The sequence below is a fragment of the Halovivax cerinus genome, from assembly GCF_024498195.1.
Classification (GTDB): Archaea; Halobacteriota; Halobacteria; order Halobacteriales; family Natrialbaceae; genus Halovivax; species Halovivax cerinus.
In genome coordinates this window covers 2,582,611-2,608,339 of the sequence record NZ_CP101824.1, presented here as the reverse complement: position 1 = coordinate 2,608,339, position 25,729 = coordinate 2,582,611, and the positions used below count along the sequence as shown (strand labels likewise).

28 protein-coding genes and 1 pseudogene are annotated in these 25,729 nt (G+C 65.9%); 18 read left to right on the top strand and 11 right to left on the bottom strand.

The features are described from left to right. Positions 1-33: 33 nt before the first annotated feature. The 4 genes from NO366_RS12270 to NO366_RS12255 are packed head-to-tail and all read right to left on the bottom strand — an operon-like array spanning position 34 to position 5,249. Entirely contained in the window at positions 34-1,701 is a 1,668-nt protein-coding gene (locus NO366_RS12270) for a PP2C family protein-serine/threonine phosphatase (protein ID WP_256531080.1), read from the bottom strand. A gap of 8 nt (positions 1,702-1,709) precedes the next feature. Beyond that, on the bottom strand, positions 1,710-2,963 hold the full coding sequence (locus tag NO366_RS12265) for a serine/threonine protein kinase (protein WP_256531079.1): 1,254 nt from the start codon (positions 2,961-2,963) through the stop codon (positions 1,710-1,712). A gap of 42 nt (positions 2,964-3,005) precedes the next feature. Continuing rightward, entirely contained in the window at positions 3,006-4,379 is a 1,374-nt protein-coding gene (locus NO366_RS12260) for a vWA domain-containing protein (protein ID WP_256531078.1), read from the bottom strand. A gap of 33 nt (positions 4,380-4,412) precedes the next feature. Beyond that, positions 4,413-5,249 (bottom strand): FHA domain-containing protein, encoded by an 837-nt coding sequence (locus NO366_RS12255; RefSeq protein ID WP_256531077.1) that lies wholly within the window; start codon positions 5,247-5,249, stop codon positions 4,413-4,415. 391 nt (positions 5,250-5,640) lie between these two features. On the opposite strand from NO366_RS12255, the gene NO366_RS12250 reads away from it, so the two are divergent. From NO366_RS12250 to purF, 4 genes are all read left to right on the top strand, one after another. Next, positions 5,641-6,903 carry a DUF1129 domain-containing protein gene (locus tag NO366_RS12250; RefSeq protein ID WP_256531076.1) on the top strand — a complete coding sequence of 421 codons (1,263 nt, stop codon included), beginning with the start codon at positions 5,641-5,643 and terminating at the stop codon, positions 6,901-6,903. A gap of 213 nt (positions 6,904-7,116) precedes the next feature. Further along, the gene (locus NO366_RS12245; protein WP_256531075.1) at positions 7,117-7,362 is read left to right on the top strand and encodes an LSM domain-containing protein; all 246 of its coding nucleotides are present in this window, start codon (positions 7,117-7,119) and stop codon (positions 7,360-7,362) included. Next, positions 7,359-7,535 (top strand): 50S ribosomal protein L37e, encoded by a 177-nt coding sequence (locus NO366_RS12240; RefSeq protein ID WP_256531074.1) that lies wholly within the window; start codon positions 7,359-7,361, stop codon positions 7,533-7,535. Before NO366_RS12245 ends, NO366_RS12240 begins: the two co-directional genes overlap by 4 nt. Positions 7,536-7,905: 370 nt before the next feature. Next, complete coding sequence (gene purF / locus NO366_RS12235; RefSeq protein ID WP_256531073.1) at positions 7,906-9,417, top strand: amidophosphoribosyltransferase; 1,512 nt, start codon at positions 7,906-7,908, stop codon at positions 9,415-9,417. 51 nt (positions 9,418-9,468) lie between these two features. Here the strand turns inward: purF and NO366_RS12230 are convergent, their stop codons facing one another. Next, entirely contained in the window at positions 9,469-10,035 is a 567-nt protein-coding gene (locus NO366_RS12230; RefSeq protein ID WP_256531072.1) for a DUF420 domain-containing protein, read from the bottom strand. Between the two features lie 265 nt (positions 10,036-10,300). On the opposite strand from NO366_RS12230, the gene NO366_RS12225 reads away from it, so the two are divergent. The 5 genes from NO366_RS12225 (at position 10,301) to NO366_RS12205 (ending at position 14,536) form a co-directional block, all read left to right on the top strand. Next, the gene (locus tag NO366_RS12225) at positions 10,301-10,435 is read left to right on the top strand and encodes a hypothetical protein (RefSeq protein WP_256531071.1); all 135 of its coding nucleotides are present in this window, start codon (positions 10,301-10,303) and stop codon (positions 10,433-10,435) included. Between the two features lie 214 nt (positions 10,436-10,649). Continuing rightward, entirely contained in the window at positions 10,650-11,993 is a 1,344-nt protein-coding gene (locus NO366_RS12220; RefSeq protein WP_256531070.1) for an alkaline phosphatase family protein, read from the top strand. Between the two features lie 137 nt (positions 11,994-12,130). After that, the gene (locus tag NO366_RS12215; RefSeq protein WP_382274308.1) at positions 12,131-12,601 is read left to right on the top strand and encodes a DUF371 domain-containing protein; all 471 of its coding nucleotides are present in this window, start codon (positions 12,131-12,133) and stop codon (positions 12,599-12,601) included. Positions 12,602-12,619: 18 nt separating this feature from the next. Further along, positions 12,620-13,555, top strand: a complete 936-nt coding sequence (locus NO366_RS12210; protein ID WP_256531068.1) for a cation diffusion facilitator family transporter — start codon at positions 12,620-12,622, stop codon at positions 13,553-13,555. A 93-nt stretch (positions 13,556-13,648) separates the two neighbouring features. Further along, a complete protein-coding gene (locus NO366_RS12205) occupies positions 13,649-14,536 on the top strand; it encodes an endonuclease III domain-containing protein (protein WP_256531067.1) in 888 nt (295 codons plus the stop codon). A 46-nt stretch (positions 14,537-14,582) separates the two neighbouring features. Here the strand turns inward: NO366_RS12205 and NO366_RS12200 are convergent, their stop codons facing one another. Continuing rightward, positions 14,583-14,804, bottom strand: a complete 222-nt coding sequence (locus NO366_RS12200) for a hypothetical protein (protein WP_256531066.1) — start codon at positions 14,802-14,804, stop codon at positions 14,583-14,585. Between the two features lie 186 nt (positions 14,805-14,990). Then, positions 14,991-16,928, bottom strand: coding sequence for a beta-CASP ribonuclease aCPSF1 (locus NO366_RS12195; protein ID WP_256531065.1), 1,938 nt, complete (start codon positions 16,926-16,928; stop codon positions 14,991-14,993). Between the two features lie 316 nt (positions 16,929-17,244). On the opposite strand from NO366_RS12195, the gene NO366_RS12190 reads away from it, so the two are divergent. After that, the gene (locus tag NO366_RS12190; RefSeq protein WP_256531064.1) at positions 17,245-17,763 is read left to right on the top strand and encodes a DUF7984 family protein; all 519 of its coding nucleotides are present in this window, start codon (positions 17,245-17,247) and stop codon (positions 17,761-17,763) included. Between the two features lie 93 nt (positions 17,764-17,856). After that, entirely contained in the window at positions 17,857-19,191 is a 1,335-nt protein-coding gene (locus tag NO366_RS12185) for a winged helix-turn-helix transcriptional regulator (RefSeq protein WP_256531063.1), read from the top strand. Positions 19,192-19,242: 51 nt separating this feature from the next. Here NO366_RS12185 and NO366_RS12180 read toward each other — a convergent pair whose 3' ends face one another. From NO366_RS12180 to gvpA, 3 genes are all read right to left on the bottom strand, one after another. Next, on the bottom strand, positions 19,243-19,578 hold the full coding sequence (locus NO366_RS12180; protein ID WP_256531062.1) for a CHY zinc finger protein: 336 nt from the start codon (positions 19,576-19,578) through the stop codon (positions 19,243-19,245). 160 nt (positions 19,579-19,738) lie between these two features. Next, on the bottom strand, positions 19,739-20,242 hold the full coding sequence (gene gvpO, locus NO366_RS12175; protein ID WP_256531061.1) for a gas vesicle protein GvpO, halophile-type: 504 nt from the start codon (positions 20,240-20,242) through the stop codon (positions 19,739-19,741). A 22-nt stretch (positions 20,243-20,264) separates the two neighbouring features. Then, entirely contained in the window at positions 20,265-20,555 is a 291-nt protein-coding gene (gene gvpA / locus NO366_RS12170) for a gas vesicle protein GvpA (RefSeq protein ID WP_256531060.1), read from the bottom strand. 416 nt (positions 20,556-20,971) lie between these two features. On the opposite strand from gvpA, the gene NO366_RS12165 reads away from it, so the two are divergent. The 7 genes and pseudogenes from NO366_RS12165 to gvpM all read left to right on the top strand — a co-directional run bounded on the left by NO366_RS12165 (position 20,972) and on the right by gvpM (position 24,881). Next, positions 20,972-21,598, top strand: a complete 627-nt coding sequence (locus NO366_RS12165) for a GvpL/GvpF family gas vesicle protein (protein ID WP_256531059.1) — start codon at positions 20,972-20,974, stop codon at positions 21,596-21,598. Next, positions 21,595-21,849: a gas vesicle protein GvpG gene (gene gvpG, locus NO366_RS12160; protein WP_256531058.1), complete on the top strand. Its 255-nt coding sequence runs from the start codon at positions 21,595-21,597 to the stop codon at positions 21,847-21,849. Before NO366_RS12165 ends, gvpG begins: the two co-directional genes overlap by 4 nt. Positions 21,850-21,906: 57 nt before the next feature. After that, positions 21,907-22,824, top strand: a complete 918-nt coding sequence (locus NO366_RS12155; RefSeq protein ID WP_256531057.1) for a hypothetical protein — start codon at positions 21,907-21,909, stop codon at positions 22,822-22,824. After that, a pseudogene (gene gvpJ, locus NO366_RS12150) lies at positions 22,824-23,222 on the top strand (gas vesicle protein GvpJ); the annotation flags it as partial. The gene NO366_RS12155 and the pseudogene gvpJ, both read left to right, overlap by 1 nt. A gap of 39 nt (positions 23,223-23,261) precedes the next feature. Continuing rightward, positions 23,262-23,603 carry a gas vesicle protein K gene (locus NO366_RS12145; protein ID WP_256531055.1) on the top strand — a complete coding sequence of 114 codons (342 nt, stop codon included), beginning with the start codon at positions 23,262-23,264 and terminating at the stop codon, positions 23,601-23,603. Positions 23,604-23,616: 13 nt separating this feature from the next. Further along, entirely contained in the window at positions 23,617-24,552 is a 936-nt protein-coding gene (gene gvpL / locus NO366_RS12140; RefSeq protein WP_256531054.1) for a gas vesicle protein GvpL, read from the top strand. Positions 24,553-24,554: 2 nt separating this feature from the next. Then, positions 24,555-24,881: a gas vesicle protein GvpM gene (gvpM, locus tag NO366_RS12135; RefSeq protein WP_256531053.1), complete on the top strand. Its 327-nt coding sequence runs from the start codon at positions 24,555-24,557 to the stop codon at positions 24,879-24,881. A gap of 171 nt (positions 24,882-25,052) precedes the next feature. Here gvpM and NO366_RS12130 read toward each other — a convergent pair whose 3' ends face one another. Continuing rightward, a complete protein-coding gene (locus tag NO366_RS12130) occupies positions 25,053-25,265 on the bottom strand; it encodes a hypothetical protein (RefSeq protein ID WP_256531052.1) in 213 nt (70 codons plus the stop codon). Positions 25,266-25,729: the final 464 nt, after the last annotated feature.

The window sequence follows — 25,729 nt, the reverse complement described above, 5'->3', positions numbered from 1 at the left end:
CGACCCGGCCACGGGAACAATCCACGGGGACGGTCACACGAGAAAGCGCTCGAACGTCGATTCACCCGTCTCCTCCGTTCGGTTATCGGGATCTTGTGCGTCCGAAACGTTCCGGAAGAACTGGAACGTCACCGTCTCGTCGTCGCGGGGATCTTGCAGGGTGAAGGCGGTCCCGTCGGCTAACACCGTCGAGTCGGTGATGGACTCCTCGGTTGCGGCTCCCGGATCGAATCCGAGCTCGCGGTGGAGTTCGACCCCCTCCTCGGAGAGGAGCAACAGCCACTCGCCAGGGTCTGTCTCGACGTACGTGCCCGACGAACTCGAATCGTAGACGCGCCACTCGTCTGCGGCCTCGTCGTACCGGATCGTCGTGTGTAACGGTTCGACGATCCCGTCGCCGCCGACGTCGAGACCGATATCGGGGCGGTCGTCGGCCGAGTCCGTGACACGCCCGATCGTCACCCCGTCACCGACCTCGAAGACGCGGTCCTCGCCGATCACGGCGACCGCGACGGTCGGCGGATCGCCCTCACAGAGGCGGACGACGTTCTCGGCCGGTACGCGCTCTGATTCCGTGTTGGAATCGGCGGCTTCTGTCACTGTGTCGAGATTCTCGGTTGTGCCGGCGCCCGCACCCGTCGTGCTCGAGGCGTCTTCTCCGTCCGGATCTGGCGGTGATTCGATCTGGGTCTCCCGATCGACGAGTTCGGGCGACTCGCCCTGGCCGCGTGGCGACAGGTCGGCCGGTGTCGCGGCCGCATCCGGATCCGTCGCGAGCGCGATCGAGAGGTTGTCCTTGCCACCACGCTCGTTGGCGAAGTCGACGAGTGCCTCGACGGCTGCACCTAGGTCGTCAGCCTGGAGGACGAAGTCGCGAATCTCGTCGTCGGTCACGAGCGTCTCCCGGATATCGGCCCGGACGGGTTCGGTGTCGTCCGCGGCTTCGTAGGCGGCCCGCAGCGGTGCGACGTTCGGATAGGCGTCGATCAGCCCGTCGCTGGTGAGCAGGAGGACGTCCTCGCGATAGACGGGCGCGGAGCCGAACTGGACGTCGACGGTCGGCTTACCGTGACCCGAACCGCCGACCGCGTTCGTGATAGCGGTCGCGTCCTCGTGAACCCGGGCGTGTTCTTCGTCTTCGATCTCTCCCTGGGCCATGAGGTCGTTCGTGACCGCGTGGTCCCGCGTCAGCTGTTCGATCGTGCCGTGTTCCCGGTTGACGACGTACAGTCGACTGTCGCCGGCCCACCCGTAGTGGAGTTGGCCGTCCGCGTAGACGGCGGCCACGACGGTCGTCGCCGGCCGTTCACCGACGTCTCTGGCGTACTCCTGTACGTGCGAGTGTGCCTCGTCGATCCCCGTCTGGATGGCACGACGGACGCCCTCTTCGGAGAGCGCCGATGACTCCTCGACCGTCGGGGGTGTGTCGTCGTACGCGCCGATGTCGAACCGGTCGGGGTGGTCGGTTCCGTCGCCGAGTACTGCGTTCGACAGGTGGGCTCTGACGATGGTCGTCGTCAAGAACGAGGCGACGTCACCGCTGGCCTCGCCGCCGACGCCGTCACCGAGCACGAACACCCCGACCGATCGACCCGTTCCACGGTGGTGATTCTCGAAGACGGCCGTCGCGACGCTGTCTTCGTTGATACCGTTCGCGTTCCGCTTTCGTCTACCGATGTCTACCGTGCTCGCGTGTTCCATGATCTCCGTTAGGTGTTGAATTGGACGTAGAATCGTTCGGGATAGCTCGGACTGACGAGGGCGACGACGTCACCGTCAGACAGCGTCCGTTCTGCCGCCAGGTCTGACGGCACCGATTCGCCCTTCTCCCGCTGGCGTTGCTGACCGGTCTCGGAGAGGAGGCGATCCCAGGATCGCTCGTCGTGCTTGCTGATGTACGTGCCGTTGAGGCTCGTGTCGATCACTGTCCAGTTCCCGTCTGCGTCGGTATCGAACCGGCAGTGGACGGCCGAGAGCGCCCGGTGTGTGTCGTCGTCGAACATGATAGACGGACGCGGGCCGTCCCGCGTCTTTCGGCCGATCGTATCACCGGGACTGATCCGCCAGCGCGTGTCCCGCCCCAGCCACGTGAGCGACGCCTGGGCCGGCATCGTCGAGTCGCGCGTCTCCAGCGCTCGTTTCAGAACCGACGCGTTCGGATACCGGTCCGTCTGGTCGTGCTGGGTCGCCGTCCGGACGATCTCGTCCAGGTAGTCCGCGCTTTCGACACCGAAGTCGATCGGCGCCACGCCGTCGTCGTCGGGGACCCACCCCACCTGGAGAAAGCAGAGGATCTTGCCGATCGAGTAGACGTCGCTCCAGGGGCCCTGGCGCTGGTCCGAACCACGATTCAGTTCGGGTGGTTTGAACTCCCCGGGAACCGTCGAATCCCCCTCGGAGCTCGCCCCCGGGTGGGAGTGGGTCCCGCTCGTGAACTCGGCACCACCGACCTCGTCGACGAACCCCTTCGCCGTCGTGAAGTCGATGAGCTTCGGCTCGTACGAGCCGTCGAGCATGATGTTGTCGGGTTTGAGGTCGCGGTAGATGATGTCGTGGTCGTGCAGGAACGAGAGGGCGTCGCAGACTCCGATTCCGATCTCGCGAACCTCGTCGGGATCCGTGATCGGATCGTCGTTCCTGACGACCGCTCCGAGTTCGTCACCCTCGATCAGTTCGACGACGAGGACGGACGTGCCGAATCCGTCCTCGAGACCGTGGTACGCCATGATGTGGGGGTGGCCGCCGGCCGCCCGGATATCGGAGAGGACCTCCCGCTCGCGGTCGAAGTACTTATCAACCATCTCCGCAGGGGCGCTTCCCTCGTAGTTCGGATACTTGAGCGCGACCGGGGAATCGGTCGACGTATCGCGGGCGCGCCAGACGACTCCGAAGCCGCCGCGGCCGATTTCCGATTCGAGTTCGTACCGGCCGGCGAGTACGTCTCCAGCGGATGGATCAGACATGATGTCGGAATTGTTTGTGGACGCGTGATCCGGCGAGTCGGATCAATTGTACTGACTGTCGTCGAAGACGACGGTGGTGTTCTCCTGGACCTTACGAGCTTCGCTCTCGTCACCCTGCTCGATGCGAGTGACGTTCTCGCGCAGGACGTCGGCGATCTCCGTCTCGCCCGTGATGACCTCCGTCTCGTCGATCTTGGCTTTGACTTCCTCGAGATCGTCGGAGGAATCCGCGTGGGCGATGCGCGTGCGAAGGTCGGTATCGTGGTACGCGAGCGTAACTTCGGTCTCGTGCTGGGAGAGTTCCTGGGCGTCGTCCGAGTAGGTCACGGCGAGGTCCGTCGAGGCGTCGACGGTCTCCGAGTCGAGTTCGACGGACGCGACGACCCGTTCGTCGCCGACGGTCCCCGGCGGCACGTCCATCTTGAGGACGACCTCCTGTCGCTCCCGGTCCTGAAGGTCCGGAAGACCGATCACGACGCTCCCGTCGTCGGCCGTCTCGACGTCGACCTTCTGCACCTGGGGGAGTCGGCGGAACGCCATCCCGACCTCGCAACCGTCGATCGGATCGAGGATCAACTCCGGGTTGTTCGCGAGCACCGTCGAGGCCTCCTGGACCACGTCGCCGAAGAACGATCTGATGTCCGTCGGTTTCTCGACGTGTGCCCAGCGACCCTGTGAGTGTTCGCCGACCGTTCGAATGACCTCCTTGCCGTAGTTCGTCCCGATCCCGGCGGAGTAGACCGAGATGCCGGCGTCGGCGATCGCCTTCGCGAGCGGTTCGAAATCCGGGGGCTTCGCCCGAAGGTCACGACCGTCCGAAAGCAACAGGATGCGTTTCGAGATGTCTTCGCCCTCGTCGAGTTCGATCAGCGACTTCCGCGCCTCCTCGAGCCCGGCGTAGATGTCGGTCCCGCCGCCGGTCTCGATGTTCTCGAGGAGATCCTCGGCCTCCTCGCGCTCGATATCACCCCAGCGCGTGGCGTTCATCACGACGTCGACCTCGTTGTCGAACGTGATGATGCTCAGGTAGTCGTCGTCGTTGAGCAGGCCGAAGACGAGTTTCGTCGCGTCCTGAACCTGGTCCATCTTGCTGTAGGCCATCGACCCGCTGCTGTCGACGCAGAGTGCGATGTGACGCTGTGTCGCCTCGTCCCGGGCGTCCGGTTCGATGAGCAACTCACACGTTATGCCACCGCCGTCCTCGGGGAGGTACGGTCGGTTGACCTTCGTCGAAATACTCGTCGTCATTGTGACTGGTATATCGTGGCAGGATAGTCGGATAACTTTTTCGGAGCGTTCAGTTGGTGTGACACCAGCGATACGTGAAGCATCCGCTGGCGTAGTTCGACCGACGCGACGGAGACCGGGCAGCGAGATCCGCCCGTTCGATACGAGCGACCGCTGACGTCTCAGCACCCGACCGTCCCAGGACCCGATCGCTTCGGAGTCCTACAGTTCTACGGTTATCTCCGCACGTTCGGCGAGTTCGAGCGTGTCTCCGTCATCGAGTTCCGCTTCGTCGCCGTCGAGATCGGTTCCGTTCAGCTTCGTCCCGTTGCGACTGGTATCCTCCACGTAGACGCCGTCGTCGTCGACGGAGAACGTCAGATGGTCGCTCGAGATGTACGCGACGTCGTCGGAGCCACCGCTCGCCTCGACGAGCGCTTCGAGCCAGTCTTCGTCCTGTCGGCCGAACGTGTCGCCGTCGCCGAAACTGTGCGACTCACCCTCGAAGGTGAGGGTCACGGATGCAGGTTCGGCGTCGGAGTCGTCCTCGTCGTCAGTCGGCCCATCGGAGTCTTCGTCCCCAGCCGCATCGGATTGTTCGTCCGTCGAATCGTCGGAACCCGCCTCCGAATCCGACCCCTCGTCGGTCGCTGGCTCGTCCGTGTCGGACTCGTCGTCGGACGCGTCGTCTCGAACCGCGTCCAGATCGGTCCCGCAGTCCGGACAGTACGATTCGTCCGTCACCGAACGGCCGCAATCCGGGCACGCATCGACGTCGCCGTCGGTTTCGTCGCCAGCGTCGGCCACTGCCGCCGCGATGTCGGCCCCACAGTCCGGACAGTACGACACGGCGTCCGAGGCCCACTCCGAGATCTCGTCTTCGGTCGTCTCGGCGTCCGTCGATTCGGAGTCGTCCGCGCCCTCGTCGGTCGGCTCCTCGTCTGACTCGGCCTCGAAGTCGGGGTGCGGTGTATCGCAGTCCGGGCAGAATCCACCGTTCGGTGTCGGATCGAACGAGGTGTCACAGGAGACACACACCAGTTCTGATTGGTCTGACATAGTAGGTCGAGACGTTCACAGTCACTATAGAAAAAAGTATTGTCGATTCGTTTTATATTGTGGGGCGGGGTTCTCGCATTCTGTGTCGTCGACACGATCGGAGACCGACACTCCTCCGTCCCCGACCGGGCGGCAGAATCGAAACCGCAACGCGGTGTCGGGTCAGTCGGTCACCTCGCTGCTGTCGGGTCGAGCCGGCGCCACGCCGGGCGCCAGTCTGCACAGCGAACCGTGCCCACGAACAGACAGCATCACTGCGGTCAACTCCCCGAACCCCTTGCACTCGGTTTTCGTGCGCTCGCAGATCACTGTCTTCGTCAGGGTGCCAGTGACACTTCAACTCACTACCACTCACGAAAGTATATACGTGAGAAGTCGTATGTAATCCGTGATGGAGGTTCCACGACGGGCACTCGTGTCGCACGCAGTCCTCATCTTCTACGAGGTGGCACTCGTCCCGCTTTCGTTTCTGGCGATCTTCTTCGCGCTACTGATGTGCGGCGGCCTGCTGGCGGGAATCGATCTCGTGGCCAGTGGATTCGGTGCCGGGCAGGCGGTCGGGTCAGTGGTCGGGATCGTCGGGACTGTCGTGCTGATCGTGGCCCTGGGCACGCTCGGCGGATGGCTGATACGTGGGTATCACCGATACTTCGACCGGACGTTCAGTTCCCTCGATCCGCTCGTCATCTGTGCGGTCCCCTTCGTCGCCTTCGTCGGCGCCATCGTCGTCGCGGCCGGTCGGTTCGAGCCACTGTCACCGCCCTGGTGGCTGGCTCTGATCGGAATCGTGAGCGCACACGCTCTCGCCTTTCGGGCGATCGCCGTCTACTCGATGCTCGATCACGACAGGCGAACGGGCGTCCGCGTGGGGGCGATCGCCTCGCTCCCGGCCGTCCTCGCACTCGTCACGCTGGTAACCGGTGAAATACTCGACGTTGGAGTGAACGAGGCGGGACACCGCGTCGTCTCCGGACTGTCGACCGTCGGCGTCCCGCTCGAACCGGTACTCCTCGCTCTGTCCCCCGTCGTCGTCGCCACCCTCTACGTGGGCTCGATCCGAACCGACGGGTTCGACCTGGACGCGCGTCGATTCTCGCTCCCGGCCACGGCAGATCGATCGCTGTTCGGTCTCGTCCGGGTCGCAGACGAACGCATCCGGTCGCTAGCACGCCGTTCGTCAACTCGAAGCGAGCCGACGGTCGCGCCGCCGCCTTCCAGTCCGCACGCTGGTGAGGCGGATCACGCCACCGATCGGACCGATGGGCCGGTTCGATCAGCGTTTCGTGGGGGCGGGTCGGGCACGTCGGGCGACACCGATCGGTCGGTCGACACCGGCTCGTCTTCGAATCGCGCCCGCCGGTCGTCGGAGACCGACGACGGTGGTGCGAGCGCAGGTGCCGAGGTCGATTCCAGTTCGTCGGACCCCCCGACCGACCAGACCGACGCGTCGACAGACGCCGCAGCCGACACCGGTTCGGAAGATGGTCCGGAACCGACCGGCTCCGAAACGCGAATCTTCACGGGGGACTTCGACGACTATGCGACGGAATCCAGGGGATCGTCCGGGTCCGGATCGGGCGACTCGTGTCCCAGTTGCGGTACTGACGTACCTCGGGACGGTTCGTACTGTCCCCAGTGTGGGACGCAGCTCTGATGGACGCGACGACGTCGCCAGCAGCGTGCCGACCGATCGCAGCGCTACCGCGACGACGCACGCCTGGGTTCACAGGTTCCGTCTCCGTCCCAGGGGACCACCGCAAGTGACCCGTCGATGACCCAACAGGCGGAGTCCTGACTGCCTCGGTTCCCCTGATCGGGTGTCGAACCGATCGGTATCGTTAAGTGCGCGGTGACAGGCGACATGGGTATGAGCGGACGACCGCTGGACGTCCTCGAAGCCTCGCTCGGCGACCGGGTTCACGTCCACCTGAAGACCGGTGAGGAGTACGTCGGCGAACTCTCGGGCTACGATCAACACATGAACCTCGTCCTCCAGGGAGCGCGCGACGCGTCTTCCGCTGGAAGCGCCCGCGACGACCCCGAGGGAGACGGCGGATCGGCACAAGACACAACGATTATACGCGGCGATAACGTCGTGTCGATCAATCCATGACTGGTTCAGGAACCCCGAGTCAGGGCAAGAAGAACAAGACGGTTCACGTGACGTGTCGCCGCTGCGGCGAGGCATCCTACCACGTGAAGAAGAAAAAGTGCTCCGCGTGCGGCTTCGGCAAGTCGGCGAAACGGCGCGAGTACGCCTGGGAAGGCAAAGCCGGCGACAACTGACCACAGACGACCCTGACGCCACCCGTTTCTGCACGCAGTTGTTCGACCGGGAACCCCTCGACACCCGTGTTTAGAGTACACCGATAGTCGGTACGCTGTCGAGAGAGAGAGTGAGAGTGAGAGTGAGAGATCGGCTCTCAACATCGCTAGACGGTGCCCGTTCTCCAGAGTGGGTCGGGGTACCGCCGAACGCCGACGGCGCACGACTCGATGAGCACGTCGAGTTCGATGCGACGGCGCCGACGAGCATCGATGCGATGTCGGCTGGCCTCACGCGGAATCCGCCCGCTGATCGAACCAGGTCCGCTCCCCGACAGGCGCGCGAGGAAAATACGGAGTCTTTTATCTGCTGGGAACCCAAGCGAAGGACATGACTGGCGGACGGGGCGAGACACCCCTCCGAAACGGACCGACGGAGAAGTGTGGCGTCGTCGGAGTCTCTCTCGACGGCCGATCGGCGGCACGACCGCTGTACTACGCGCTGTACGCGCTCCAGCATCGGGGGCAGGAATCCGCCGGGATCGTCACCCACGACGGGTTCCAGCAACACAGTCACGTCGAGATGGGGCTGGTCGGCGACGCGTTCGACGAGGGGGACTTAGACGGACTCGCCGGCGAGGCCGGGATCGGTCACGTCCGCTATCCCACGGCCGGGAGCGTCGACAAAGGCTGTGCGCAGCCCTTCTCCGTCTCGTTCAAGAGCGGCTCACTCGGGCTCTCGCACAACGGCAACCTGGTGAACGCCGACGAGATCCGCGACGAGCTCGCGGGTCTCGGCCACGCGTTCACGAGTGACGGCGACACCGAAGTGATCGCTCACGACCTCGCGCGAAACCTCCTGGAATCTGACCTCATCAGGGCGGTCAAGCGCACGATGAGCCGGATCCACGGCTCGTACGCGCTGACGATCTGCCACGACGACGTCGTCCTCGGTGTGCGCGATCCAGAGGGCAACCGGCCGCTGTGTATCGGAGCGCTCGACGACGGCTACGTCATCGCCTCCGAATCAGCGGTGATCGACACGCTCGACGGTGAGCTCGTCCGAGACGTCCGTCCCGGGGAGCTCGTCGTGCTGGATCGGGACGGATCGGGGTTCGACTCCTACCAGCTCGTCGAGCGCGAGCAGACGGCTCACTGCTTCTTCGAACACGTCTACTTCGCCCGGCCAGATTCCACCATCGACGACACGCTGGTCTACGACGCTCGCCGCGAACTCGGTCGGAGGCTCTGGGCCGAAAGCGGGGTCGAGTCCGACGTCGTGATGCCCGTACCGGACTCCGGTCGCGCGTTCGCCAGCGGCTACGCGGAGGCCGCAAGCGAGACCGCACCCGACGGCGGCACGCGCGAGGACGGCGACGACGGTCCCGAGTTCGCCGAGGGGCTGATGAAGAACCGATACGTCGGTCGGACCTTCATCATGCCCACGCAGGACGAACGCGAGCGTGCGGTCCGTTTGAAGCTCAATCCGATCAAGAGTACCGTCGAGGGCAAGTCAGTGACGTTGATCGACGACTCGATCGTCCGCGGGACGACCTCGAACCAGCTCGTCGACCTGCTCAGAGACGCCGGTGCGACCGAGGTCCACATGCGGATCGGCGCACCGGCGATCGTGTCACCCTGTTACATGGGCATCGACATGGCGACCCGCGAGGAGTTGATCGCCAGCGACAAGTCGGTCGACGAGATCGCAGAGACCATCGGCGCCGACAGCCTCGCGTACCTCTCGACCGACGCCGTGGCATCGGCACTCGAAACCGAACGGGACGACCTCTGTCTGGGCTGCGTGACGGCCGAGTACCCCTACGACATCGACGGGGAAGCAACCGACCGGGACGTGAGTCGGCCCGTGATCGATGGCCAGCGTGCGCACGCGGACGACTGACGAGAGGTGGCCGTCGGCGGACGTCGGTCGGGCCGGATGCGGACGCCGACCTCACCCGAAGACGACACGGCCAAGCAGGTAGACGACGATCCCGAGCGAAAACGAGGTGATCCAGAGCGCGGCCGCCACGCGACCGACTCTCGCGTGCGCCGTCTCGCGAAGCGACGCCACGTCGTGGCTCGCCGCGAGGCCGATCGTATAGTACAGAAGCGGGATACAGACGATCGCGAGTCCGATGTGCCCGATAAGGATCGGAAGGTACACGAACCGATAGACCGCCGCGGGTCCGTCGAACGCGGCGGCACCTCCGGTGACGATCAGTCGGTACAGATACAGGGTGAGGAAGGTGACGAAGAGACCGACTGCGGAGAGCATCGCTCGCCGGTGGGACCGGACGTGGCCGCGGCGAATCGCTCGCCAGCCAGTGACGATCGTGGCGATGGCGACGGCACTGACGAGGACGTTGACGGTGGGGATCGCGTCGAGAACGGCCGACGGTGCACCGGGGAGGACGGACGACGGAACGTACCCGCCCGCCGCCGAGAAGACGAACGCCACGGAGAGCGTCGAGAGGATCGCAGTGACGATCGGCACCCGTTCCGGGGGAAGTGAAGGCATCGTTCGCGGTGACACAGTCGTCCCCCTTAGAGATGTCCCACTGTCGGTTCGGCTCTCGCACTGTTGGTTCGACTCTCGGCCGTAGTGGCTGCTACGCTTGGGTCGAACTGCGCCCGTACACACGGGGCCGGTCGCGGCGGACCGATCGATCGACGTCCGTGGCCGACGAGGTCGCGGATCATACTTCGGAGTAATGGACTCGTTGGCCGGCATGCATTATGAGCATGGGTAATCTTTTGAGTGGTGCGTGCGTACACAGTCGTGTATGGCAACCAGTGAGCGGTCCCCACGACCGGCGCACACGGCCGACACCGAAACCGCGACCGAGGTCGACGGGGTCGGAATGGCCCACGTCACGGTCGTTCCGTCGAATTTCGACGGATCGGGCGACGACTCGTAACGGGGCTCCAGCGCACAGGCGACTCGCTCCGATATCTCCGCACGGTCGGCGACTGCGGCGGGCACGGTCGGCGACTGCGGCGGGCACGGTCGGCGACTGCGGCGGGCACGGTCGGCGACTGCGGCGGATATCTCTCGCGGCGTTCCCGCTCGCGATTCTCGAAAACAGTGTCCGAAGACGAACCTTCTTGTATCCGGTTAGGCTACGGGCACCCATGGGTCTCTTCGACCGGTTGCGGGGGGAGGACGACCCCCGTGTCGCGTTCATCGGCGTCGACGGCGTGCCGTACAGTCTCCTCGCCGAGAATCCAGAGGCGTTCCCCAACGTTGCCGCACTCGCGGACGAGGGGAGCGCGGGCGAGATCTCGAGTATCGTGCCGCCCGAGTCGAGCGCCTGCTGGCCCGCGTTGACGACGGGTGTCAACCCGGGGTCGACGGGCGTCTACGGGTTTCAGGACCGCGAGGTCGGAACGTACGAGACGTACGTGCCGATGGGACAGGACGTCCAGGCAACCCGCATCTGGGACCGCGTCACCGACGCCGGACGACAGGCGACCGTGCTCAACGTTCCGGTGACGTTCCCCCCACAGCGAAACGTCCAGCGAATGGTGTCGGGGTTTCTCTCACCAGACCTGGAGTCCGCTTCGCACCCGGAATCGGTCGGGGACGAGCTCGCGTCGTCCGGCTATCGCATCGACGTCGATCCGAAACTCGGCCACGACGACGACAAGACCGACTTCATCGAGGACGCCCACGAGACGCTCGATGCCCGATTCGACGCGTTCGCCCACTACGTCCAGGAGGACGACTGGGACCTCTTCATGGGCGTCTTCATGACGACCGATCGCGTGAACCACTTCCTCTTCGAAGACTACGAGCGCGACGGGGAGTACGCCGACGCGTTCTTCGAGTTCTACCGCGCCGTCGACGAGTACGTCGGCCGGCTTCGCGACATGCTCCCCGACGACGTCACCCTCATCGTGGCCTCCGATCACGGCTTTACGACCCTCGACTACGAGGTTCACTGCAACCAGTGGCTCGCCGAGGAGGGGTGGCTCTCCTATCGGACGGACGACCCCGAAGAACTCGACGACATCGCCGACGAGACGCGCGCGTACTCGTTCATCCCGGGCCGATTCTACCTCAACCTGGAGGGGCGCGAACCTCGCGGGTCGGTTTCACCCGACGACTACGAACAGGTCCGTGACGAACTCGCCGAGCTGCTTCGGTCGCTAGAGGGGCCAGACGGCACCCCCGTGGTGGATCGCGTCGTCGAGAAGGAGACCGCCTTCCGAGGCGACCACGACGAGATCGCACCAGACCTGGTTGCGATTCCGACCAAGGGATTCGACCTGAAGTCCGGCTTCAGCGGGGAGGGACCGGTCTTCGACACCGGGCCCCGTAACGGAATGCACAGCTTCGACGACACGTCGCTGTACGTCGACGATCCCGACGTCGAGATCGACGACGTCGACCTCTTCGACATCGCGCCCACGATCTTAGACCTCATGGACGTCGACTATCGACGTGGCGACTTCGACGGCGCGAGTCTGGTCTGAGGCCGCTCGACCGATCGTCTCTCACCGCCGGTTCGGGCTGGCTCGGCGCCTGTACGGTTTGACCCGGACGCCGGTTCGAACTGGCTCGTCGACGGTCGGCCAGCATCGAACCCGTTTTCAGCGAGCGAGTCGCCTCAGTGTACGTGAGTGAATCACCTGACTCGGCCGCCGAACACCGCACAGAACGAATCGACGCGCGCGGTCACGAGAACGTCTCCGCCACGCACGCTAGCACGTTCGAGGTGACGACCGACGACTTTCTCACGCCCGCCGGCGACTGCATTCTCGCGATCGAGGCAGACCGCGCACCCGCAGACTTCGACCCGGCGTTCGTCGCCGCGTGCCAGGACACGAGCGCGACGATCACGATGGTCGTCACCGTCGGCGACCACGAGAGGACGGTCACCGGTCGAGGGGATCCGCGGCTGACCTTCGAGAGCGAACGAAGCGCCGTGGGCAGAACCAGCGACTACGTCGACGATCGCACGGTCATGCTCGAGGCCGACGCCGCCGCGACCGACGTCGACCGGGCACTCGTGGACGCGCTGGCCGACGGCGCAGACGTCCAGGTGACCCTAACTGTCGAAGACGACAACACTGAAGGCTAGCGTGAGGCAAGTGTCGGTATGGCACCGGCCGACGACCGCCGACGATTCGCCCGGGCGGCCTGGGTGAACGTCCTCGGCAACGCGGCGAAGATCGTCGTCGAAGGGATCGTCGGCCTCACGTTCGGCAGCGTGGCCCTGCTCGCCGACGCCGCTCACTCTGTCGGCGACCTGGTCGCCAGCGTGGTCGTCCTCGTCTGGGGCGATACGCGATTCGAGGATCCGGACGCTTCCCACCCGCACGGTCACGCGCGGATCGAACCCCTGACGGCGCTGTTCGTCGGAGCGACGATCGTCGTTCTCGGCGGAAGTTTGCTCTACGAATCCGTCCAGGGACTCCTCGCCGGGGAGAGCGCCACCTTCAGCGTCGCCCTCGTCGGCGCCCTCGCGTTCGCGATGGCGCTCATGTACGCCGTCTACGCGTACACCGTTCGGATCAACCACGACCTCGACTCCACGGCGCTCGCCGCACTCGCGGCCGACTGCCGGAACGACATCTACACCACGATCGCCGCGCTCGTCGGCATCGTCGGGCTCATGGTCGGCTACCCGCCGCTCGATCCGATCGCCGGCGGCCTCGTGAGCGTGCTGGTCGTCTACCAGGGCGTCTCGATCGCCCGCGAGAACGTCGGCTACCTCGCCGGCGCCGGCGCTCCGGCGGACCACCGAGACGAGATACTCGAGATCCTCCGCGCCCACCCGGCGGTCGAAGGGGTCCACGATCTCGTCGTCTTCTACGACGGCACCGTTCTCGAAGTCGAAGCCCACGTCGAGGTCGACGGCGACCTCACGCTCCGGGAGGCCCACGACATCGAGACTGATCTCGTCGAAGGCGTACGTGCGCTGGACGCGGTCGGTGACGCACACGTCCACCTCGACCCGTCCGGGATCGGCGAGTGGAAGGACGCGACCGACGGCGGGTGGGCGGGTGAATCCACGCTACTCGGTCGCTCCTGATCCGGTCCGGGCCCGATCGCAACAACAGGGACGGTGCGCGGCGACGATTCGGCGACCGCAGGGCATTTCTTCGGTCCGGTCCTCTCGTCGGACATGAGCGAGGAGTCCGACGTCGATCCGGTCGACGCGTCCGGCGCGGACGAACCCGCCGTCAACATAAGCGGCGGCGAGGGCGGCGGCGGGCCCGAGGCGACGTTCGATCCGGGGGCGGCCGACACCCGCGCGGAACGGATCGTCGATCGACTCGGGGCGCTGTACTGGCAGAAGACCTACGGGGGCCAGGACGCCTTCACCTGCCTCGTCCGGACGATCCTGAGTCAGAACACGAGCGACGTGGCCAGCCAGCCGGCCCACGACGCGTTGATCGAGCGGTACGGACCGGACGACGCGAGTTCCGGCCGTGGCGCAGCGTCCACGGACTCGAACGCGGCGGCCGACCTCGCGACGGCGCTGGCCGAGGCCGACCGGGACGCCATCGCGGAGACGATCAGCTCGGCCGGCCTCTACAACCAGAAGTCTCGGATGATACAGGAAGCGGCCGAGTGGATTCGTTCGGAGTTCGACACGGCCGCAGACTTCGATGCGTACGTCAAAGCGTCCGATCCGGGCACGGTCAGAGAGGAGTTACTCTCGGTCCACGGAGTCGGTCCCAAGACGGCCGACTGCGTCCTGCTGTTCGCCGGCGGTCGCGAGGGCGTCTTCCCCGTCGATACACACGTCCACCGGATCGGTCGGCGACTCGGCATCGCCCCGGCCGACGCGGACCACGAGGGCGTTCGTGAAGCCCTGGAGACGGCGATCCCGGGCGCAAAGTGCGGCTTCGGCCACACAGCCATGATCCAGTTCGGACGGGAGTACTGCACCGCTCGCAAACCGGCGTGTCTGGACGGCCCCGAAGCGTGTCCACTCGCGGACCAGTGCGACCGGATCGGCGTGGACCTCGTCGAGGAGACGGTCGTCGATCCGGCCGACGCGGACTGACCCGCGAGCCTCAGCCACCGACCACAGTCGACGGTCGAATTCCCGCTCACTCGGCCTGCCTGTCGTCGGTGATCGACTCCCCGACGAACCGCGTGTTGGTGACTGGATCGATGCCATCAGCCTCGAGTCGCCGGTTCTCTTGTTCGACCCGGACGCTGAGCAGGCGCTGAATCTCCCGCATGCGAAAGGCGATCGTACGCAGTTCGTCGCGGTCCGTCGACGCCCCGGACGCCGAGTGGGGTTCGGAGGGAGTGTCGGTGTCGGACATCGTGGGAACGACCCACGCGTGAGTACTTAGTGTCGGAGGGGATGGGCTCTCGTACAGACGGACGACCACTCACCGGTTACGGACACCAGCCTGTGGCCGATATCTGGACCCCTCTCGCCTCGGAGGCGACTCAAACGGCGAGGCGAAATCGGAGTCGAAACGGGACGAACGAGTCCGCTGGCGCCGTTAGAGGAAGCGGAACGTCTCTAAGTTCTTCGGCGCGAAGGTCCGCATGTTGTAGTCGTGGTACAGCGCGGACGAGAGGTCCTGGACGGAGCGCTCGTCGCCGTGGACACACAGCACCTTCTCCGGGCGCGGGTTCATCGTCTTGACGAAGTTCTCGAGACCGGCGCGGTCGGCGTGGCCCGAGAAGCCGTCGACGGTCTCGACGTGCATGTTGAGCGAGAGCGTGCCGCGACCGTTGCTACCCCGGTCGTGGCGTCCGATGTCCGAGACCGGAATCTCGTCCCAGCCGTTCTGGATACGCCGGCCGAGAGTCCCCTGGGCCTGGTAGCCGACGAAGACGAGCGAGGAGTCCGGATCGGGTCCGATGTGTCCCAGCCAGGACATGATCGGCCCACCGGTGACCATCCCAGACGTCGAGAGGACGATACACGGTTCGCCGTCGGCGACGTCCTGGCGCTCTTCTTCCCCGCCGTCGATGTGGTTGAACTGGTCGGCGAGGAAGGGGTTCTCGTCGTCGTGGAAGATCCGATCGCGCAGGTCGTCCCGGAGGTACTCGGGGTAGGTCGTGTGGATCGCCGTCGCCTCCCAGATCATCCCGTCCAGGTGGACGGGCATCGTCGGGATGTCGCCCTCCCGCATGGCCTCTTCTAAGACGAGCATGATCTCCTGAGAGCGCCCGACGGCGAACGCCGGGATGACGACTTTACCGCCGCGATCGTAGGCGGCGTTGATGACCTCCGTCAGTTTGCGTTCGGAATCCTCCTGGTCGGTCTGGTAGTCGTTCCGGCCGCCGTAGGTGGATTCCAGGACGAGCGTCTCGACGCGCGGGAAGTCGTTGACCGCGCCGTTGAACAGGCGCGTGTCGGTGTAGTGGATGTCGCCGGAGAACGCGACGTTGTAGAGCCCGTCGCCGATGTGGAAGTGCGAGACGGCCGAGCCGAGGATGTGCCCGGCATTGTGGAAGGTCAGTTTGACGTCGGGCGCGATGTCTGTTACGTCCCCGTACTCGAGCGGGATGGTGTGTTTGATAGCCTCGCGGACCTGCTCGGACTCGTACGGCGGCGTTCGCCCTTCCTTGGCCGCGACGTCGAGGTAGTCGAGGGTGAGCAGTCCCATGAGGTCGCGCGTGGGCTCCGTACAGTAGATCGGCCCGTCGTAGCCGTACTTGAAGAGGAGCGGGATGAGCGCGGAGTGGTCGAGGTGGGCGTGGGTGAGTACCACGGCGTCGATCGTCTGCGGACCGGCGCCGAGCGCCTCCGGCGCGTGGAGGTACGGCACCTCACCCTCCGCACCCGGTTTGTCGCCACAGTCGATGAGAATCCGCGTCTCGGGTGTCGAGAGGATGAACGACGCGCGGCCGACCTCGCGACAGCACCCGAGCGTCGAGATGCGGACGTATTCGTCGTCGGACATCTCCTCGCGGTGGATCTGTCGGCCGACGCGTTCGAGAACGTCGCGGCGCTCGTCGCGTTCGTGCTTGAGGAAGTTCCGCACGTTCGACACCGTCGAGGACTCGATCGGCGGCGTCCGGACGACTTCCGGCGTCCAGCCGACGGTCTTGGTGATCTCTCGGAGCGTCGATCCGTGGCGCCCGATCACCATCCCCGGTTTGGCCGCCTCGATGACGACTTCGCCGGTGTCGGCGTGGAAGTCCAGGTCCTCGACGCCGGCGTCGTCCGGGATCACGTCCATGATCTGCTCGCGAGCCTCCTCCGGTCGGGAGAGGACGCTCGGATCCGGCCGGACGGTGATTCGCTTTCTGAGTTTACTCGCGAGTTTCCGGACGAGATCGCCCTGCTGGGCGAACTTCTTGGGATCGTGGGTGTACACGACCAGCTCCGGTCCTTCGTACTTCACCGACGACACCGAGATGTCGCTCGGCAGTTCGCTGGTGATCGTTGCTTTCAAATCGTCGAGTTGCTGCTCTACAGTACTCATAATCGCAGGTGGTCGGTTCGCCGGAGAGACGGAACGCGACGCCAGGCCGCAGTCGATGGCGTCGCACCGGTACGTCGCCGCTCGCACCCCCGTCGAGTGCAACGGGACACAGGATCGCCGACGCGGCGTCGGCCACGTCAGTCGGGTCGGTTCTGCTCATCGTGTCACGATCGTCGATCGGGCGACGAAGACGCTCACCGGGTTCGTCCGGACAGCACGGGAGGACTCCAGCGAGAACCCGCTTACCCGAAGATACTCAATCCACGCTATAAAAGCCTTCGCAAACGTCAGGGCCACGCACACGCAAAGAAGCACTATGAAGCTCACACCGACCCGCGTCGAAGCCGAACGCGACTGGATACTGAACCGATCGACCCCCATCGTCCCCCTCATCAACGACGTCCGCGATGCGCTCGGGGACGAGTTCGACGCCGACGTCGCACCGATCACGCCCGAGCAGTATCGATCCGCCGTCGACGACGTCTTCGCCGACGGCGACCTGGCCGTGAACGTCGCGGCCCTCGTCTCACTCCTCCGCGACCTCGACGTCGAGGCGGACTATCCCGGGTTCGTCGTCGACGAACTCCTCGGTCGCGAACTCGCCGCGATGCTCGCCGGCACGCAACCCCGCCGAACACTCGCCGAAGCGACGTTTCACTACGCGGACGTCTCTGTCCACGGCGAAGACGGGGAAGCCGCCGGCCTCGACGACCTGGACGCCGCGCTGGCCGCCGGGTTCCAGACCCGACTCCCGGGCTGGCCCTGGACCGACGAACCCGCCCCGTTTGCCGTCTCCACCGGCGAAGCCGACGACTGTGATACCGACGACAGCTGAGCAGACGATGGCGGATGAGACACCGTTCGCACTCGACCAAGCCAACCCGAAAGAGAAAGCATATTACGAAGACTGGCGTCGGACCCGACCGATATGCCAGTCTCCGTATCGTCTCGAGCCGTGTTCGTGGCGGGAGCAGTGCTCTTGCTGGCGTTCGCCACCGGCGGTGCGACCGCGGCTGGGGCTGGCCCGTCGACGGTGTCAGTAGATACCGTCGACTGGTCCACCGAGGCGGACGGCGAACCGGCTGCAACGGACGAACGCCTGACCGATCCAGTCGAGGACCTCCGAAACGCCACGGACGACGAGGGAGATACCGGAGCGGCTGGCGAACTCGACCCCGTCGACGACGAGTTTGCGTCCGAACCGGACACCGATACCGACGGTACCGACCCGCTCGAGGTCGACAGCATCGTCGACGACTCGCCGATCGAAGGCGAGATCGACGACACCGCCTCGGTGATCGGAGGCGTGCTTCGCCCCGGCGGTGGCGCCGCCGTGCGCGTGAACGGATCGTCCCGGGCGCGACTCGACGTCGAAACCGGACCGGCAAACGCGTCGGTACAGGCGGGTATCGACCCAGCAACGATCGGGGAAGAGCCGACTGAAACCGGCGACAGCAATGGTAGCAGCGGCCCCGTGTCCGCTGGGTCCGGGAACGGACCAGGTGACACCGTCGATGCGGGGCTCGTCGGCGCGCTCGGGGGCCTGACACTCCTCGGGGGTGCCGGCGCGGCAGGCAGTGGAGCGACGGCCGGCGCTGCGGCGGGCGCCACTGGGGCTACCGCAGGCGGGTCGGCGGGGGCGACGAGTAGACTCGTCGGTCGGACTCTCGGCACCCTTCTGCGACTCCTCGGCGGCGTCTCCGGCCTCGCGTACAAGCTCCCGCTCGGCGTGCTCCGGTACAGCCGCTACGACGGTTCGGACCCGCTCGAACACGACACCCGCCGCAATCTCTACGAACGCATCGAGGCCGAGCCCGGCCGGTACCTCTCTGCCCTCGACGCGAGCGTCGAGGTCTCACTCTCGACGATCAGACACCACCTCTCGGTCCTCGAAGACGAGGGCCTCGTCGAGGCCAGAAAGCAACACGGCAAACGGAGATTCTATCCGGTGCGTTCCGAGGCCGTCGAGCTCGCCGCCGCGCTCGACGAACCCGCGAAGGCCGGCGTGCTAACCGTCCTCGCGGAGCTGGACGAAGCGCCCAACGGTCGAATCGCCGACGCGCTCGACGTCGATCCGAGTACCGTCTCTCACCACCTGTCCGCCCTCGAAGACGACGGCCTGGTCGAACGACACCGGGACGGCCGCGCTGTCGTCAACACGCTGGCACCGGGCGTCGCGGATGCGCTCGACGAACGGACCGATACCGGATCGGCGACCGAGCGGACGGGCGACGGACCGGTCGCCGTCTACAGTGACGATTGAGCGTCTCACCCGGATCCATCGTTCGGATCGACCACGTCGCGTGGCGATGACTCACCGGGACTCGAAGTAACGATCCCGGTGAGCCAGACAGCCGGGGTTGAACGGCGAGTCACACGCCGGACAGGCGTGGCCGGCGTCGAAGTAGGTTTCCGGCGTCATCGTCTCGCCGCAGGAGCCACACAGGACGGCCGGTTCGTCGAACCGCGATCGGGGCCAGACGCGAGCGTCGTGGTCCGCGACGGCGTCGTGGCAGGCGTGACACGCGTAGTACGACTCACAGCACCCGAATCGAAGCGCGACGACGTCCCGCGACGTCCGGTAGTGGGCACACCGCGTCTCGTCGTCGACCGCGAGTCCGGACACCGGCGTTCCGTGAACGATCGTCACAGGGGAAACGACGTGGAAGCGTCGACGTGAGTGTTCCGATCGGACCTCGTCCGCGACGTCGCGGCAGCTTTCGGACCGGGTCGAGCACGCACCGACACGCCCGGTGGCGTGGCGGGACTCGGCTGTGGCGGTCACGGATGCATCGCCGATACGCGATATCCTACTGCGTCGGTTCGAAGGATGCCGTGTCACCGCGACGATACCGGTCGATGCGACGGTACCCCTCCACCGTCCCCTCCTCGTCGAGTTCGATTCGGTATCGGCCGATGACGTCCTGGGTGTCCGGAACGGACCGGCGTTCGACGACCTCGACGACGGCGCTCCAGCCCTCCTCCGCGGCGGAGATCTCGGAAACGCCGTCGAAGGGGTGACCGACGAGGTCGCCTGCGGTCGATTTGACCGTCTGTCGGATCGAGAGGATCCCCTCGATTCGTTCGTCGTCGACGTCCGCCGTCACCTCGATCTCGTCCATCTCGGGGTCGGCGTCGGATGCGCCTGACTGGTCGTCGGTCGATTCGTCCTCCGTCGTCTCGGCCTCGCTCACAGTTGGATCACTCTCGTCGTGCTGGTAGCAGAACTCGTTCTCGCCGGCCGAACGCGAGCACCGCTCACCGGCCGCGGTGAGTGCGATGCATCGATCGTCGGACGCGACGGTCTGTGCCATTGCTCACACCCGATTCGAGCGATCAGGACGTCTCCGCTGACACCGGCGACGATTCGGGTCGCCGTTCGATGTCGAGTTCCTCCAGGTCCGACAGTTCACCGTCGGCGGTGGCTCGCTCGATCTTGGCCATCTCGTGGGCGTAGTGCAGGAACGTATCGACGGACGCCACGACGACGCGGGCCTCGACAGTGAGGAGTTCGATCCCCACGACCGAGACTCTCGCCCAGACGTCGATGACGACACCTTTGTCGAGGATCCGGTCGAGAACCTCCGCGAGACTCGAGGAGTCCGGCCGTCGTTGTGGTGATGCCATGCATCCGTAGTCCCGCAGGCCGACGTATCATCGTTGACGTGGCCGGTGCAAGCAGTATGGTAAGGGGCCGTCACGTTGGAGTCCGCCCGTGACGCACAGGTGCCGACCGAAGCGCTCTCGATCGACGACCGGAACCGGGACGTCCAGCACGCTGACGGGTACCGACGCCCGGGACTGGGAGGTCGTCCAGAGCGATACGCGACTGGTGACGTGGGACGACGGAGCGGGCAGCCGATCGGTCGGCGGCGTCCACGCGAGGAGAGGCGAAGTCGAGTCATGAAGACACCGAGACCACCCACAAGATCGGATCGAATCGCCAGACACAGTCGACGGTTCGGCAGACCACCCGGGTCTGACAGACGGTTCCGCTGGCGCACCGACGGGTGCCGACGACCGGGGCGTGGAGGTGGACCCGAGTGAGTCGCCCGTACGCTTACGGCGTCGTCGACGTCGACGAGGCGATCGTATTGGCGGTGGACGGGGTTGGCGACGGCGATCGCGTCTACCCGATCGAGAACGGCTCGATCGCCGCGCTGGTCTCGGACGTCACGTCGGCCGATCCCGAGCGCTCCGACGAGAACGTTCGCCGCCACGACGAGGTGTTGCGGGAGGTGATGACTGCCGACGGCGGGCGTACAGTCGTCCCCATGCGCTACGGCATGATCTTCCGGAACGAAGAGACGGTGACGAACGTACTCGAGGGAGCAACATCCGCGTTGACCCAAAGTTTGCGCCAGATAGAGGGGGCGGAGGAACTCGGCGTCTCCGTCGTCACGCCGCCGAACGACTCGATCGACGAAGACGCCATCCGCGAAACGGTCGACGCGGAACTCGATCCGATCGCCCGCGACGTCGCGCGAAACCGGCTGTTCAGCGACCGACTCGTCGTCAACCGCTCCTACCTCGTCGACCGCGACGACCGCGACGCCTTCGACGGGGCCGTCGGCCGGCTGGAAGAGCGCCACGGGGACGCCATCGTCCGCTACACCGGCCCCTTCGCGCCGTACAGCTTCGTGGACGTCACAATCGGGGCACAGGGATGATCGTCGTCGACGACCTGCTGTTTCGGCCGATCGTCAGTATCGCGAACGCCCTCCACGCGACCGCGCTCGACGAACTCTACGACGTCGAGGAGATCCAGGACGACATCGCGGAGAATCGCCTCCTCTTCGAACTCGGCGAGCGCTCGCGCGAGGAGTACGAGCGAAATCGAGCGGCTCTCGAGGCCGAACTCGACGTGGCCGAGGAGGTACGCGACTGGCTCTCTAGCGGTCGTGTCGAGGTGAAGCGGTGACGTACCTGGATGCCGACGTGACCGAAGCGGGACCGGCGAAGACGAAGTGATCCACCCATGACAGATGATTTCACCGACCGACTGACTGCCGTCGAATCGACGCTCGAATCGCTGGCGACCGATGTCGCCGACGATCTGGGCGACGCCGACGGCGCGAACGACAGCGACGCCATCGGCACGGACGTCGAGGCGATCGTCACGATACTTCGAGAGGCCGAGAAGCTGCTCGACGCGATCGACGTCTCCGAGCTTCCGGACGCGATAGACGGTGCCACCGTTCGCGAGGCGATCGAGCTGGGAGAGATCCCGGACGCGTTACGCGGCGACGACGCGACCGTCGTGCAACTCAGACAGGTGATCCGGGCGATCGATCTCGGTCGGACGCTTGGCGCGATGGACGTGACCGACGTCTGGGAGTCGAAACGCGCGATCGAGTCGGCGACGAACGAACTCGACGACGAGGATACCGGTGGGGCGCTCGGCGGTGTCCTCGGCGGCGGGGACGACGATACGGGACTGCTCGGCGGTGGGGACGGAGTGCTGGACGACGTCGCCGGCGACCTGGCCGAGGGCGACCTGATCGAGACGGATATGGACGACGTCGCCGACACCGCCGCCGACGAGCTGAAACGAGACGTCGATATCGCGGACGGAGACGCCTCCGAGTACCAGGCGGTGATCCAGCAGCAGGCGATCGAGGGCGTCGACGCGTTCCGCGAGGCGCTGTTGAAGACGCACGGGACATTCGAGCGGATCGTCGAGGCGAACCGCGAGAAGATGCGCCAGCAGGACCGCTCGCCGCACTCGCGAAATCCGACGGCCGCCTCGACCATCCCAACGACGCGAAGCGACGTCGCCTCGGTACCGAACTACGCGACCATGCCACGGACGGTCCGCCACTCTGACGGGCCGACGAGAACGCACATCTACGGCGACCGGTTCCGCCGCGAACGCGAGAAGCGGGGGTACGACTGATGACCGACTTCCAGCCGAGCCGCCAGCAGGCCGACCTGGCCGACGTCCTGGAGCTCCTGCTCGACAAGGGCGTCGTCATCAACGCGGACATCGCCGTCTCGATCGGCGACACGGAACTGCTCGGCGTGCAGGTGCGGGCGGCCATCGCGTCCTTCGAGACGGCCGCGAAGTACGGCCTCGCGTTCCCCGAAGGGACGGACATGGACCGTCTCGCGAAGGCGGTCGACGAGCCGGAACTGGCCGAGGGAGACCGTCCGAACGTCCCGATCGACGCGACCCGCGGCGTCAACGTCACCGCCGAGGACGAGGCCGCGGAAGGCGAGCGGCCGACCGGCGACTCCCGGACGCTGGACGAGTTCGAAACGGCCGACGCGGACGCGGCCGAGGAGGACCCAGAATGACCGTGGGGGAATCTAAATGACCGTAGAGGGTTCAGCATGACGCGAATCGACGTCGACGGCGACTCGGCGGCTGACGGCCTCCTCACGCTCGTCCTCGCCGTCGTCGAGATACTCGTCGAAGCGCTGGAGCGGGAGGCCGTCAGGCGCATGGAGTCCGGACGACTCACCGACGAGGAGGTCGACCGACTCGGGCGACAGCTCGCGGCCATCGAGGACCAGATCGCGGAGATCGAGGCAGATCAGGAGATCACCGACGACGTCGATCGCGTTCGGGGCGAACTCGACGGTCTCGTCGGAGACGCGATCCAGCGCCTCGGCGACGTCGAGTTCGGAGACGGGGATACTCCGGGGCAGTTCCCGGGAGGTGAGCGGCCGTGAGAGGTGAACAGCCGTGACCGACGACGCACCCGCCGGTTTTGCTGCGGCCGAAGACGGTCGCCCCGACCTCACCGATGGCCGGTACCTCTACAGCGTGGTCTCGCTCGGTGACACGGACGACGAGTTGCAGGTGACGGGCGTCGACGACGAACCCGTCACCGTGGTCGCCGATGCCGACGGTGGTTCCACGCTCGGGGCGATCGTTCACCGGTGCGACGCGCTCTACGACGCGGCCGACCCCAGAATCGTCCGGCAGTGGCTCGTCCAGCACCAGCGAGTCGTGGACGAGGCCACCGAGACGTTCGGGACGCCGATCCCGTTCCAGTTCGACACCATCGTCCGTGGGGGCGACGATGCCGTCGCCGAGTGGCTCGCGGCCGAACGGGACGCGCTCCGAACCGTTCTGGACGACGTCGCTGGTGCGAACGAGTACCGCATCGAGGTTCGCCGAACGGAGCCGATACCCGCTGACGAGTTCGAGGCGACCGACGGCGAACTGGCCGACCTCCGGAACCGGATCGACGACGCCACCGAGGGGACCGCCCACCTCCTGGAAAAGCAGTACGAGGGGAAACTGTCGGAACGGCGCCGCGAGCGTGATCGTCGGCTGGCGAGCAGCGTTCGCGAGCGGATCGACGGCCTCGTCTCGCGACTGGAAGTGCTCGACAGACGGCCGTCGGTCACGCTCGGAGACGCGAGGAACGGTTCCGACGCGGAGAGCGGCCAGTCACCCGGCGAAGGCACCGCAGCTGACGAAGACGGTGAAACCGGCGAACCCGTCTGCCGGTTCGCCCTGCTCGCGACCGACGACGCCGTCGACGACGTCGGATCCATCCTCGATACGGTCGCCGACCGGGAGGGGATCACCGTCCGGTTCACCGGTCCCTGGCCACCGTACTCGTTCGTCCCCTCGTTCGACGGCGCTGACGACGAGACGGAGGGGCCCTGATCGTGGAACCGACGGACGAAGGGCTGGTCGACCTGGTCGACGTCCTGCTCCGCGACGGCGCCGTTCTCAGGGCAGACGTCGTCGTGAGCGTCGCCGACGTGCCGCTCGTCGGAATCAGCCTCTCGGCGGCGATCGCCGGAATGGAGACGATGAACGCCTACGGGATGCTCGAAGAGTGGGACGGTGCCAAACGGGCCAACGCGGTCGCCCGCCGACAGTACACGGACGAGGGTCGCCCGCGACACCGGACGATGCCACAGCGTGTCCCGCCGGCGAACCCGTCCCCCGATTCGCCAACTGGGGCCGACGAAACGGACGGGTCGAATTGAATCGGCGTCGGCCATCGACGAGACCGCACACCACTGGATCAGTGACGAAACCGAACAGCAGAACCTCGGCGGCCCGTCACGGTCTCCACACGGCAGTACCACACAGACCAATCGAGTACCTTCGAGGCGGTCGACCCGAAAGGTGACGACGAGCGTACGGTTCCTCCGGGGTCAGGCGTACTTCGGGCGCTCCGTGGTCACGGTTATGTCGCCACTGACCTCGACGTCGTTGTCGTCGGTCCGCGCGTAGGTTCCGGTCGCGTTACAGAGCGTACACTCGTAGCGTTCCGATAGTTCGTTGATCACCTCCCCGTCTTCGAAGTAGACCCGACTCCGGACGATCTGGAGGAACTGGGCCGTCTCGCAGTTCGTACACTCGATCATAGGTGCGAGGTAGCGGAGTAGAGACGTAGTTATCCAGCAGGTACTCGTCTGCAGGGCCCGTCAGCGAGCGATTACCTCGGCGATACCGAAGGCGGACCGAGGTGACCCTCGACAGGAACCCGTACGAGAGGATCCATTTGGTTGGAGACTGCTAGTGCGATCGATCCAGCGCCGTCGACAGGTCGAACCCCCGCCATCGGGTGACGTGTCGGGATACCGGGTACGACACGGTTACGGTCCGCACTACGTCGGTAGGGGCCGCACAATCGCCACGCGAATCGTCCAATGGCTCCATAACAAAAGTGATGGGTCGCGAGGTGTCGAGTGCGGGGCGGACGCCCCGCGTCGGGTGCGGCCTCGGCTCCGCCCACCATGCGCCCACCGGCCCGCCAGGGGTCCGCGCCCAGTGCTCAAGTGGACTCGCCCCCGCTTCGAGTGCGCTCATGTCTCTCACGCCAGGGCGG